At 34.4% G+C, this 12,753-nt stretch carries 11 protein-coding genes; 8 read left to right on the top strand and 3 right to left on the bottom strand.

Annotated elements, in window-relative coordinates; all coding sequences use genetic code 11:
* The first annotated feature begins 1 nt into the window (after window position 1).
* The 4 genes from F1003_RS12980 (at window position 2) to gyrB (ending at window position 4,672) form a co-directional block, all read left to right on the top strand.
* Complete coding sequence (locus F1003_RS12980) at window positions 2-757, top strand: DUF6090 family protein (RefSeq protein ID WP_155089869.1); 756 nt, start codon at window positions 2-4, stop codon at window positions 755-757.
* A 35-nt stretch (window positions 758-792) separates the two neighbouring features.
* Window positions 793-1,470, top strand: coding sequence for a DUF6090 family protein (locus F1003_RS12975; RefSeq protein WP_162306980.1), 678 nt, complete (start codon window positions 793-795; stop codon window positions 1,468-1,470).
* Window positions 1,471-1,626: 156 nt separating this feature from the next.
* Window positions 1,627-2,415, top strand: a complete 789-nt coding sequence (locus tag F1003_RS12970; protein ID WP_155089867.1) for a DUF6090 family protein — start codon at window positions 1,627-1,629, stop codon at window positions 2,413-2,415.
* Window positions 2,416-2,722: 307 nt separating this feature from the next.
* On the top strand, window positions 2,723-4,672 hold the full coding sequence (gene gyrB / locus F1003_RS12965) for a DNA topoisomerase (ATP-hydrolyzing) subunit B (protein ID WP_155089866.1): 1,950 nt from the start codon (window positions 2,723-2,725) through the stop codon (window positions 4,670-4,672).
* A gap of 111 nt (window positions 4,673-4,783) precedes the next feature.
* Here the strand turns inward: gyrB and F1003_RS12960 are convergent, their stop codons facing one another.
* The 3 genes from F1003_RS12960 to F1003_RS12950 all read right to left on the bottom strand — a co-directional run bounded on the left by F1003_RS12960 (window position 4,784) and on the right by F1003_RS12950 (window position 7,432).
* Window positions 4,784-5,377 (bottom strand): porin family protein, encoded by a 594-nt coding sequence (locus tag F1003_RS12960; protein WP_155089865.1) that lies wholly within the window; start codon window positions 5,375-5,377, stop codon window positions 4,784-4,786.
* A gap of 27 nt (window positions 5,378-5,404) precedes the next feature.
* A complete protein-coding gene (locus F1003_RS12955) occupies window positions 5,405-6,187 on the bottom strand; it encodes a membrane metalloprotease (RefSeq protein ID WP_155089864.1) in 783 nt (260 codons plus the stop codon).
* 192 nt (window positions 6,188-6,379) lie between these two features.
* Window positions 6,380-7,432, bottom strand: a complete 1,053-nt coding sequence (locus F1003_RS12950; RefSeq protein WP_155089863.1) for a hypothetical protein — start codon at window positions 7,430-7,432, stop codon at window positions 6,380-6,382.
* 202 nt (window positions 7,433-7,634) lie between these two features.
* On the opposite strand from F1003_RS12950, the gene F1003_RS12945 reads away from it, so the two are divergent.
* From F1003_RS12945 to F1003_RS12930, 4 genes are all read left to right on the top strand, one after another.
* A complete protein-coding gene (locus F1003_RS12945) occupies window positions 7,635-8,156 on the top strand; it encodes an RNA polymerase sigma factor (protein ID WP_155089862.1) in 522 nt (173 codons plus the stop codon).
* A gap of 55 nt (window positions 8,157-8,211) precedes the next feature.
* Window positions 8,212-9,129 (top strand): FecR family protein, encoded by a 918-nt coding sequence (locus tag F1003_RS12940; RefSeq protein WP_155089861.1) that lies wholly within the window; start codon window positions 8,212-8,214, stop codon window positions 9,127-9,129.
* Window positions 9,116-11,650 (top strand): TonB-dependent receptor, encoded by a 2,535-nt coding sequence (locus tag F1003_RS12935; protein ID WP_155089860.1) that lies wholly within the window; start codon window positions 9,116-9,118, stop codon window positions 11,648-11,650. Before F1003_RS12940 ends, F1003_RS12935 begins: the two co-directional genes overlap by 14 nt.
* An 86-nt stretch (window positions 11,651-11,736) precedes the next feature.
* The gene (locus tag F1003_RS12930; RefSeq protein WP_155089859.1) at window positions 11,737-12,753 is read left to right on the top strand and encodes a DUF6588 family protein; all 1,017 of its coding nucleotides are present in this window, start codon (window positions 11,737-11,739) and stop codon (window positions 12,751-12,753) included.

Raw genomic sequence — 12,753 nt, 5'->3', positions numbered from 1 at the left:
GATGATTAAGTTCTTCCGCCATATCCGTCAATCCATGATCAACCAGAACAGAACCAAAAAATATTTGCTCTACGCCATTGGCGAAATCATCCTCGTAGTCATCGGTATTTTAATTGCGTTACAGATTAACAATTGGAATGAGCAAAGAAAAATATTAAAATCAGAGAAGGAAATATTAACCAATCTAAAAAGTGAATTGATTATCAACAGAGATCAATTAAGCACCATTCTCAATATTCATAAAAATGAATATCGGATAGGCCTAAAATTAATAAGTATGTTTAATACCGATATTTCTAATAGTACCGAATTGGAATTAGACTCACTTATCGGCAAAATAGAATCTGTTTATACTTTTGAAGCCAATGATGGCTATATCAAATCCCTTATCGCTTCAGGTAAAATAGACCATATTCAAAACAAAGAAATAAAAGGTTTTATAACGGCATTCGATGGTTTGGTCATTGATGCCACGCAAGAAACAGGAATGCTAGAAAGGTTACTTAATGAGCGTTTTTGGCCTGCCGTTGACGGAAAAATAAATTCTTCCAACAGAATTAGACGTTACGAAGACTACACTGATTTCCCTAAAGGCTCTTACACATCGGATTATAATTGGTTTTTTAGTAATCGCGAATTAGAGGATATAGTCAGTAATATGACTAGTTGGAAGAACGCAATTATTTTAGATGAACAAATCTTAAAAGAAAGCATAAACCATATGATACGGTTAATTACTAACGAATTGAACAATTAACAATGATTAAATTCTTTCGTCATATCCGCCAATCCATGATCAACCAAAATAGAACCAAAAAATACCTTCTTTATGCCGTTGGAGAAATCATCCTTGTCGTTATCGGTATTCTTATTGCACTTCAAATAAATAATTGGAATGAAAACAGAAAGACTGATGCTGAATTTAGAGATAAATTAATTTTAATCAAATCAGAATTAAACCAAGATATAGCCTTTTATCAGGAGTTAAAATTATTGTCAGAGGAGCGGATTAATTTTTTTACTTCCTTATACAATAAAGAATATCCAGATTTGGACCTAACAACAACTGCAACCAAAATAAGTAAGAATTTCAACCCCAGAAAATTTGGAACAGGCTACAGTTCCATAAAGAGTCAGAGTCAGCTAAAAAAAATTAATAATCAGGAACTTAAAAATAGCCTGATTAAATATTATGAAGAAACCGCTTTAAATTACAATGACCTAAGTGAGTGGCACAAAGAGTTTGTTAAAGATAATATTGACATTTACATACTTAAAAATCTGCAGATGGATATTCAGGGAAAAGTTAAACCAGAATTGATAATTTATGAAATGGAAGATAAAATACTACCCAGTATTCTTAGCTTTCAAGTCCTTATTATGAAACTGTTCAAAGAAATGGCCGCTGTGAATATTACAAATGCCAAAAAATTAAATGAGCTCATAGATCAAGAGCTCAAAAAAGCATAAAATCAGAAAAGAAGAGGATAAAATCTTGCAAACAGATGATGAAATTTTTCCGCCATATCCGCCATTATCGCAACAAAATTTTGCTTTTGCAAAATCAAAGGTCTGGTAGACCTTTGGTGAAGATAGCCGCTAGCGATAAAAATTGAAACTAAAAATATGATCAAATTCTTCCGTAAAATACGATACAATGTCATGGAAACTGGAAAAACAGGTAAATACCTCAAATATGCCATTGGCGAAATCATACTAGTGGTCATAGGGATTTTAATTGCATTACAGATAAATAACGCCAACGAAGCCAGAAAGGAACGTGCAAGAGAAGTGAATTATCTCAAAAATTTAAAGTCAGATTTAATTAGTGAAATAGATAACAATTCAGCGTTTGCAACATATAGGTATGAAAAAGCTAAAGCCTGTACAGTATTACTCAGCGCAAAAGAACCCACTACCATAGAGGATGTAGAGGAATATACAGATAGGTACGAACAAGTTTTCATTTGGAGCGTCTTTGTGCCCAACAACAATACCTTTAAAGAACTCCTGAGTTCTGGTAACCTCAGTCTCATAAAAAATGATTCCATAAAAAATGCTTTGTTAGAATTGGATAAGCACTATGCGGCCCTAGCCACAGGTGAAGAACATATGAGACGAGAACACCAAGACTACCTTTACGATCAAAACATAGAAAATATTGAGGCTTTGGGATTCTTTGATATGACGACACCTGCTTACGGTTTTCCTGAGCGATTAACTGCAGCAGACATCCCTGAATCCAAACACCAAAAACTGATTGAAGATGCCCAGTGGCAACATAATGACGAAATGTTTAAAAACGGTCTTCGACTCGCAATGATGAACAATAGTTTTTTAGCAGGAATTCATAAAGATATGGTAGATAATATTAATCAGTTAATCCAGATGATTAATAACGACATTTCTAATTAATTGTGTATGAGAATACGCTGAAAAGAACGCTACATTTACCGAATCCATAATTGAAAATTTGGCTTCTTAGACATTTTATTATTTTTACATTTCTTGGTGGTTTAGAAAAATCCCAAAATCCATTTTAAAGTACTTTTTAGCCGTTTTAAGACACTTTTGGGTTTTTAACAATTGTTAATAATTAATGCTTTCAATCGATAAAAAGCTTTTAAAAAGGCTCATTATTTTGTATCTTTGATAGTACTCAAAAGAGACGCGCAGGCGTCTTTTTTTGTGACGTTATTTAGAACTAAATTTATTAAAAATAATGAGCGAAAAGAAAGAAGAATTTAACAAGCACAATTATTCTGCAGATAGTATTCAGGCACTAGAAGGTATGGAGCACGTGCGTATGCGTCCTTCCATGTATATTGGAGACGTTGGTACAAGAGGTTTACACCACTTAGTGTATGAGGTTGTGGATAATTCTATTGATGAAGCTTTAGCTGGTCATTGCGATAATATTACGGTAACCATAAACGAAGATAATTCTATTACAACAGAAGATGATGGTCGTGGTATTCCGGTTGATTTACACAAAAAAGAGGGCGTTTCTGCACTAGAAGTTGTAATGACTAAAATTGGTGCAGGTGGTAAGTTTGATAAAGATTCTTATAAAGTTTCTGGTGGTCTGCATGGTGTTGGTGTAAGTTGTGTAAACGCTTTATCAGAACATTTAAAGGCAACTGTACATAGAAATGGTAAAATTTGGGAGCAAGAGTATGAAAGAGGAAAAACCATGTACCCTGTAAAGCAAGTTGGTGAAACCGACAAAAGAGGAACTATAGTTACTTTTAAGCCAGACCCAACAATATTTACACAAACCTTAGAGTATAGCTACGATACGTTAGCGAGTCGTTTACGTGAATTGGCGTATTTAAATAAGGGTATCACTATTCATTTAATAGACAAACGTCACAAGAAAGAAGATGGAACATTTGAAGGCGAAACATTTCATTCTGAAGAAGGTCTCAAAGAATTTATCAAATTTTTGGATGGCAACCGTGAGCCGTTGATGAAAGATGTCATTTCATTTGAGGGTGAAAAGAATGGTGTGCCAGTTGAGGTGGCTATGGTGTATAATACGAGCTATGCTGAGAATTTACACTCGTACGTAAACAATATTAATACACACGAAGGTGGAACGCATTTAACAGGTTTCCGTCGTGGATTGACCCATACATTGAAAAAGTATGCGGACGAATCTGGAATGTTGGATAAATTGAAGTTTGATATTGCAGGTGATGATTTTCGTGAAGGTCTAACAGCCATTGTATCTGTAAAAGTACAGGAGCCACAATTTGAAGGACAGACCAAAACCAAATTAGGAAACCGTGAGGTGTCGGCTTCTGTAAGTCAGGCCGTTTCGGAGATGTTGTCTGATTATTTAGAGGAGCATCCAGACGATGCAAAAATCATTGTTCAGAAAGTAATCTTGGCTGCACAGGCACGACACGCTGCACAGAAAGCGCGCGAAATGGTACAGCGTAAAACCGTAATGAGCATTGGTGGTTTGCCAGGGAAATTATCTGACTGTTCTGAGCAAGATCCAGCAAAATGCGAAGTATTCTTGGTCGAGGGAGATTCGGCAGGTGGAACGGCAAAACAAGGTCGTGATCGAAAATTTCAAGCCATTTTACCGTTAAGAGGTAAAATTCTTAATGTTGAAAAAGCCATGACGCATAAGGTGTTTGAAAACGAAGAAATTAAAAATATCTTTACAGCACTTGGTGTTACTATTGGTACGGAAGAAGATAGTAAAGCGCTAAACCTTTCAAAATTAAGATACCATAAAGTAGTGATTATGTGTGATGCCGATATTGATGGTAGCCACATTGCAACATTAATTTTAACCTTCTTCTTTAGATATATGAAAGAGTTGGTTGAAAACGGTCATATTTACATTGCAACACCACCTTTATATTTAATAAAGAAAGGTGCAAAAAAACAATACGCTTGGAGTGATAAAGAACGTGATGCTATTATGAAGGAATTCGGCGATAATGCAAAAATTCAGCGTTATAAAGGTCTTGGTGAGATGAATGCTGAGCAACTTTGGGACACAACAATGAACCCAGAGTTTAGAACTATGCGTTTAGTACAAATAGACAATGGAGTAGAGGCAGATAGAATTTTTTCTATGCTTATGGGTGATGAAGTACCTCCACGTAGAGAGTTTATTGAGAAGAATGCTATTTATGCAAATATTGATGCATAATTAATATTCGTGATGATAAAAGTAAAAACCGCACATTTCTGTGCGGTTTTTTGGTTAATAGCACATTCCTCTTTCACTAAAAAGGAATATTTTAAATAGGGTTTATATTATTTAGAAATCAAAACCAATTGAGAATTGCCACATTCTATTTTTAGGGCTTCCCTCATCATAAATATCTCCTAAGCCTAAATGGTATCTCACACCTAAACTTACGCCAGAATCGGTTTTGAAGCCTCCACCAAAGTTTACTCCCCAATCAAAACTGCTTGGCTCAAATTCTTGTGAAGTATCAAATAGATTAAAGTTACTGTCAAATTCTTCCTCATGAGAAATTGCCAAGCCAACTTGTGGACCAACTTCTAAGAAAAAGTTGTCGTCTGGATACATTTTAAACATCAATGGCATGTTAATATAGTCTAGCTTTTGCGTAAAAGTACCACCATTATCCTCTATTTCGTAACCTTGTTGAGAATACATTAGTTCTACTTGTAGCGCAATGCTTTCCGTTAGAAATGATTCACCATAAAAACCAATATGGAAACCATGACGTTGTCCTGTTTCGCTATCTTCATCAAAACTTACAGCTGCCAGGTTATAACCACCTTTAATACCAAAGTTTGATGCGTTAGTATTTGTATCGTTCTGTGCAGTTATACTTAAAAGTGCACAAAAAATCATTGAGATTGTTAAAATTCTAGTTTTCATCGTTTTATATATTTGGGTTAATTTTAATTATTTTCCTCCATTAGCTTGCAGATCTGCAATACATTGGCTGTCGAGTTCTGGAGCAGAGTTCATGTTTAGCATGTCATCTAAGCCAGCTGATGATTCCGTTGCCCAGAACATTAAACAGTCCTCTACATCGCAATGTTTTGGGTGCTCGTCATCTTCATGATCTTCAACCATATCAGAGCCTAAATTTGTTAAGCCGAAAATATGACCAAATTCATGATGGATAACTGTGGTTTCCAATAGCGTTCTGTTAGGTTCAAAAGTGCTATTACTAAAGTTTTGTACGGTTTCTTCAAATATCACAAAAGATGTATTCCAATATGCAGATCCTAAGGTTACATTATTGTTGGTATTGTTTTCTGATTCACCATGAATAAACAATGCCCAAACAGCAATGGTATCTTCAGTATTATAGTTTTGTCTTTCCGCAATTTCTATATTAGCAATATCTTGTATAGAATATATCGTCTCGCCAGGTGATGGAATCGATCGTTTTTCAACTGTAATTCCATTTGGTTTGTTAACTCTATTCTGAAGAAAGTTCATAAAATTACTTACTGTCGTTTCGTTTGGTTCGTAACCTTCAACATATACAAGTTCAATTATCATTTCATTAAATGTGTTATCAGATAACAAATCATTGGCGGAACTGCCAACGGCTTGTCTATTAAGGTTGACATCTACAGGATTATTTCCTTCGTCGTTACCTGAAACGGAATCGTCTTTAGAACAACCAACAATAACTAATAGCAATAAAACTGTATATAAGATTCTGAACTTCATTTTTAAATTTTTGCAATAATATTAATGTTCTACGATTTAATTATATTGGTTGGTAATATTTTTTTAAACCAAATGCCCATACACTTGTCTATTGACAGATTATGGGCTTTTAGTAAGTGTAATTTTTTAAAAAACAGCCGCTGTTAACAACGGCTGTTTACCCTAACATACGTAACTAATGGCTATTTGGATTTAGATTTGGTCTAAAACCAAAGTCACGGCAGCATTAGTAGTACTTTGTAGTGCAATTGAGCTTTCAGAATAGCTTGTTACTTCCCACGTACCATTAACCAATTCGAAAGTTGCATTTCCAGAAAATGTAAGGGAGAAAAATACATCCATCTCTGAAGTGACTTCGTATGTTCCTTGAACATCTTCTACAGTTGCATCAACTGTGTTTTCTGCAGTACAGGTTAAGTCATTTGCAAAGTCAATAGTGAATTCAGCATAATCACTGGCAGTATCTACACCAGCAGTTACAAAAGCTTCTACTGTAAATAAACCATCGACTAAAATATCTGTTAAGTTATCAGCTTCTTCTTCGGCTTCGTCCATCTCATCTTCAGTTGCTAAGCACTCATTAATTTGAGATTGCAAATCAGCATCACTAGAAATTTCTACTGTACCACTACCATTTAATGTAGCAGTGATAGGATAATTTACAGAGAAGAAAGCATCGTCTCCAAAATTATTTATATAGCCGTATAATTGTTGTTCAGATTCAATAACAACACTACCGGTTTGCTCTAAATTAGCATCATAGGTTAAAATTGTTATCGGAAAATCAATATCTAAACAATTGATAGCATCTTCTGCTTGTTGCTCAGCATCTTCACATGCGTTCATTAACTGATCAAACTCGGTTTGATTTGCAATAACCACTTCCGTGTAGTTGCTAAGTCTTACTGTTAATGGAAATTGAAATTGTACAGAATCGTCATCGTTAGTAAACTCACCTAAAATGTCTAATACCAATTGATAATCAGATTGACTCACAATAGTTACTTGTTGGTCATTTACAGTTGCTGTTACAGGTAACAACACTGAAGAACAAGATATACCATCTAAAAAGTCGTCAAAGCTACCATCGTACATAGACGTACGTTCTAAATTTTGAGCTGTTGGTGAATCGGCCGAATTAGTATTTGGGTTATCACCATTTTCGTTATCTATTTCGTCTTGACAAGATGTAAATGCTAAAACTGAAACAAATAAAAGTGCGGTTAAGAATTTTAAATTTTTCATAATATTAAATTTTTGGGTTAAGATTTTTTCTTTATTCATGATTGCGATTATTCGCTTTCTATACTTAAGACGTTCATAACGCAATTTACCCTACCGAAATTTTAATTTTTTTTCTATAATGCCTCTAATGTATTGAATTACAAATGAATAAATTTGAATTTTTTTATTTCTATTTTTGCAGTGAATATTTGATGAATAGCAAATGGCAAGCCCAAAATCTAAACTTTGCGAGGAAGAACATTTTAACGTGTTTTATTTAGAGCATATACAAGCAGTAAATAATTTCGCTTATTATAAATGTGGTGATAAAGCGACTTCATTGGACCTGGTTCAGGATGCGTTTTCAAAAATCTGGGAAAATTGTTCTAAAATAGATTTTAGTAAAGCAAAAACCTACCTATTTACCACTGTAAATAACTTGTTCCTAAATATAGTAAGGCATCAAAAAGTGGTGTTGACATATGCTAAAAAGTCTCCATATTTAGATAGAACAAATCAGAACCCTGAATATTTATTGGAAGAAGAAGAGTTTAAGAATAAGCTTCAGGCCGTTATTTCAGATTTAAGTGAAGAACAACGAGAAGTTTTTTTATTAAATAGAATTGAAGATAAAAAATATAGAGAAATTGCGGAAATGTTAGACATATCACAAAAAACGGTAGAAAAACGTATGTCTGGTGCACTTAAAATATTAAGAGAAAAATTAGATAATCAAAATATTTAAGAAAACCGTAGGGTAAAAACAAAACCGAGTGTCTTAAAGTTGAATAGCATAAAAAATGAACAAGGACAATGACATATTAAAATGGTTTAATGGTGAGATTTCTACTGAAGAGATCAAAGCCATGTACCCAAATGAGGACTTTTCTACATTAGATAAGGCGGCATTTTATGCCAAACAGTTTGAAGTGCCTCAAATTGATGCAGAAAAGGCTTTGGCTGACTTTAAAACGAGATCGTTTAAGAAGGACGAGCCAAAAGTTATTCCATTAAACTATAAGACATTGTTAAGAGTAGCTGCTGTTTTAGTGTTGATGCTAACGTCTTCTTATTTTTTGTTTTTTAACGCTACAAAATCTTATTCCACAGACATTGCTGAGACAACCACATTTAATTTGCCTGACGATTCGGAAGTGATATTAAATGCAAAATCTCAATTATCCTACAATAAAAAAGACTGGAAAGCAGAGCGTACGCTTACATTAGATGGTGAAGCCTTTTTTAAAGTTACTAAGGGGGAAAAATTCACTGTAAATACTGATGTTGGTTCAATACAAGTATTAGGTACACAATTTAACGTAAAAGAAAGAGCCAATTATTTTGAAGTAAAATGCTACGAAGGATCGGTAAGTGTGAGTTATAAAGGTACATCTTCAGTTTTAAAACCTGGTAAAAGTGTAAGGGTAGTAAATGGTGAAATCAGTTCGGTTGAAGACTTTACAGCACAAAATCCGGCTTGGCTGAATAAAGAATCCAGCTTTGCTAATGTGCCTCTTTGGCAAGTTATTGATGAGCTACAACTGCAATACGATATGAAAATTACAGTTGCAAAAGGTGTTAATACATCAGAATTATTCTCAGGAAGTTTTACGCACAATGATAAAAACGTAGCTTTACAGGCGGTAACAATCCCATTAAAACTCAGTTACAAAATAAATGGTAGTGAAGTAGAGTTTTATAACTATGAAGCTAACTAGAATTCTTCATTTAATCATAATTCTGTTTTTCCCTCTGTTCATTTCAGCTCAGGAGAAAGCATCGCTTTTAGACCTAATTCCAGAAATAGAAACGAAGTTTGATGTTAAATTCTCGTACTCGGCAAATGAGGTGAAACCTGTTTTTGTAGAACGACTATCTGACACTGAAACACTTTCTGCTATTATCGATAGGTTTAATACAACGACCCTATTAAACTTTAAATTCTTAACTGAACGTTACATCACTATTTCGTCAATAGATAAAACGATTTCTGTTTGTGGAACCATAGTAACAGAGGTAAATGAACCGCTATTTGGAGCATCGGTTGTGGTTTTTAATACTACCAATGGCGCAGTTTCAAGTGAAAATGGTCAATTTTCGTTAAATGAGGTTCCTGTTAATGCTAAAATTGTGATTTCGTTTATAGGTTTTGAAGCTAAAGAGTTCAATGCAGTTGACCTATGGAGCCATAAAGAATGTAAAACTGTACAACTAAAGGAGCAATCCGAGTTACTCAATCAAGTGCTAATCACTAAATTTTTAACTACAGGCTTACAAAAAAGCATTGATGGGAGTACAGTCCTAAATACAGAGAAATTTGGTACGTTACCAGGTTTAATAGAGCCAGATATTTTACAGACCATTCAAGTTTTGCCAGGTGTTGAAAGCGTTAACGAAAGTATCGCCAATATAAATGTTAGAGGTGGTACAAACGATCAAAACCTTATGCTTTGGGATGGTATTAAGATGTACCACTCAGGCCATTTTTTTGGTTTAATATCTGCGTATAATCCGTATTTGACTGAAAAAGTTGTAGTTTCTAAAAACGGAACGTCCAGTGAGTTTAGCGATGGAGTATCTAGTACTGTTGATATGAAAACCAAAAACGAAGTCAACGATAGTTTTTCTGGTGGATTTGGTGCCAATTTACTACATGCTGATGCATTTTTAGAAGTTCCTATAGGAGATAAGTTGGCATTCCATTTTTCAGGAAGACGTTCTTTTACAGATGTATTTACATCACCTACTTACGAAAATTATTTTGAGCGTAGCTTTCAGGATAGTGAAATTGAAACCAATAGTGAAAGTATTAGCGAGAGCAACCGATCTTCCGACTTTTCATTTTATGATTTTACAGCAAAACTATTGTTCGATCTTAATGATAATCATCAATTCAGAGCCAATCTAATAGGTATAAACAATGATCTTGATTATTCCGAAGTCAATACGAATAATTCCAATGAAACTGAATCGAAAACCAGTAATCTAAAACAAGAGAACCTAGGTTTTGGTGGTAGTTGGAAAGCCTCTTGGAGTGATAGATTTACAACACAATTAAGTGGTTATTACTCTAAGTATAATGTTGACGCCACAGATTTAAGGGTAGAAACCAATCAGCTACTAACACAATCTAACGAAGTCCTTGAGACGGGTTTGAAATTTAAATCTGATTTTAGAATAAGCAAAACCTTGAATCTGCTAAGTGGTTATCAGTTTACAGAGGTTGGTATTCTTAACGAGACAACGGTGGAAAATCCAGATTACGAACGTACTAAAAAGGATGTATTACTTAATCATGCTGGATTTTTAGAAGTAGAATTCAACAATGGTAAAACCTATGTAAGAGCGGGTGTGAGAGGTAATTATTTTCAAAAATTCAGTAAACTAATAGTAGAGCCACGATTAAATGTCAGACAGAAACTCTCTAACAGCTTTGCGTTAAAGCTTCAAGGTGAGTTTAAGAATCAATCCGCAACCCAGATTATAGATTTTCAAGATGATTTTTTAGGAGTTGAGAACCGTCGTTGGATCTTGGCAAATGAAGAAAATATCCCGATTTCAGAAAGCAAACAAGGTTCTTTCGGTATAGAATATAATAGAAACAATTTCGTCTTTGATGTAGAGGGATTTTACAAACACGTTGACGGAATTACGGTTTCTAATCAAGGGTTTTATAATAATTTTCAATTCCTAAATGCCATAGGAAGCTATGATGTTAAGGGGGTTGAAGCTATGATTAGCAAAACTGCACAACAATTTAGTACTTGGTTGAGTTATACTTATAGTATTAATGATTATGAATTTAAAACACTGACACCTTCGGTTTTCCCTAACAATGTAGATATAAGGCACTCTGTGACTTTGGGCTTTAATTATAATGTGTTGCGAAATCTTGAACTGTCTGTTGGTGGTATTTGGAGGTCTGGACAACCCTTTACTAAACCCGTTGAAGGCAATGAAACAGTGCAGGATGGTAATAATACGTTTGTGAATTACGATACACCAAATAGTAATAACCTAGATGACTTTATGCGATTGGATACTTCGTTGAATTATAGTTTTAAGCTCACAAACAAAGTTAATACATCAATAAGAGTTGGTGTTATCAACCTGTTAGATAGAAAAAACAGTATTAACACCTATTACGAAGTAGATCCAGAAGATTCTAATAGAGCCGTTAAAATAGAAAATAAGTCTCTAGGACTAACTCCTAATGTAAGCCTAAGGTGTTCTTTTTAATCCGATTAAAAGCATAAAATAACGATAAAATACATTTTTTAATGTTATTTTAATATATTTGTTCCACGATAATAAACTTAACCACAATGAAAAAAATAGTATTATTTATAGCCCTTTGTATTTCGGTATCAGCCGCTAAGGCACAAAACGATATTGATGTATTACTTGCCGCAGGCGTTGAAGATGCAGAACGATTTGCAAACGATTATTTAGCACCTGGAACCAATGGTATGATGTACAGTCTCAATGCCAATTGGTTTAACTCAGCAAAAGTAAAACCCTTAGGAGGTTTTGAAATTTCTGTTATTGCCAATGCTTCTTTGGTCAAGGATGAGGATAAAATGTTTAGTATGGATACTGCAGATTATAATAATGTGCAGTTTGTAGAAGGGCCAAGTGTGCAAAATGTTGCATCTGTTCTAGGAGAAAATAATCCAGATATATATGTTGAAGTAGAATATGACGATCCAATTTTTGGTTCACAAACCGTAGAATTGGAATTGCCACAAGGAATAGGTGATCAAAGTAAAAATTTATTGCCAACGGCTTTTGTCCAAGGTGCTATTGGTTTGGGAAGTGGTATAGAGGTGAAAGCACGTTACTTTCCAAAGGTTGATACCGACGAAGTAACATTTAACCTATATGGAGCAGGTTTGCAATTAGAATTCACGGAATGGCTTCCTGCTGATAAACTTTGGCCAGTGGCATTATCTGCTTTAGTCGCTTATAACCATTTGGATGGTTCTTATGATATTACAGACTCTTCAGGTATTGAAGGTGAAAACCAAAGATTGGAAAACGATACCAATACGTGGTTATTTCAATTAGCGGTTTCTACAAAGCTTCCGGTATTTAATCTTTATGGAGGTTTAGGTTATATCACAGGTAAATCAGATTCTGATTTATTGGGGAATTACAGAGTTACCAACGGCCCTTTGACATCAGAAACCATAACAGATCCATTTTCAGTTTCAAGCGAAGTGTCTTCTGTAAGAGGAACATTAGGAGCAAAACTTAAACTAGGGTTTTTCAGAATAAACGCAGAATATCATCTCTCTGAGTTTGATGCCTTTTCTGTAGGTGTTAACTTTGGGTTTAGGTAA

The sequence above is a fragment of the Winogradskyella ouciana genome, assembly GCF_009709615.1.
GTDB lineage: Bacteria > Bacteroidota > Bacteroidia > Flavobacteriales > Flavobacteriaceae > Winogradskyella > Winogradskyella ouciana.
Note: the sequence above shows the minus strand (reverse complement) of the source record. Positions and strands in the feature narration are given on the sequence as shown.

Bases quoted from the DNA above. Each gene is read 5' to 3' on its own strand.
- F1003_RS12930 (WP_155089859.1), top strand. From the start codon at position 11,737: ATGAAAAAAATAGTATTATTTATAGCCCTTTGTATTTCGGTATCAGCC.
- F1003_RS12970 (WP_155089867.1), top strand. From the start codon at position 1,627: ATGATCAAATTCTTCCGTAAAATACGATACAATGTCATGGAAACTGGA.
- F1003_RS12955 (WP_155089864.1), bottom strand. From the start codon at position 6,187: ATGAAGTTCAGAATCTTATATACAGTTTTATTGCTATTAGTTATTGTT.
- F1003_RS12935 (WP_155089860.1), top strand. From the start codon at position 9,116: ATGAAGCTAACTAGAATTCTTCATTTAATCATAATTCTGTTTTTCCCT.
- F1003_RS12960 (WP_155089865.1), bottom strand. From the start codon at position 5,377: ATGAAAACTAGAATTTTAACAATCTCAATGATTTTTTGTGCACTTTTA.
- F1003_RS12940 (WP_155089861.1), top strand. From the start codon at position 8,212: ATGAACAAGGACAATGACATATTAAAATGGTTTAATGGTGAGATTTCT.
- F1003_RS12945 (WP_155089862.1), top strand. From the start codon at position 7,635: ATGGCAAGCCCAAAATCTAAACTTTGCGAGGAAGAACATTTTAACGTG.
- F1003_RS12975 (WP_162306980.1), top strand. From the start codon at position 793: ATGATCAACCAAAATAGAACCAAAAAATACCTTCTTTATGCCGTTGGA.
- F1003_RS12950 (WP_155089863.1), bottom strand. From the start codon at position 7,432: ATGAAAAATTTAAAATTCTTAACCGCACTTTTATTTGTTTCAGTTTTA.
- gyrB (WP_155089866.1), top strand. From the start codon at position 2,723: ATGAGCGAAAAGAAAGAAGAATTTAACAAGCACAATTATTCTGCAGAT.
- F1003_RS12980 (WP_155089869.1), top strand. From the start codon at position 2: ATGATTAAGTTCTTCCGCCATATCCGTCAATCCATGATCAACCAGAAC.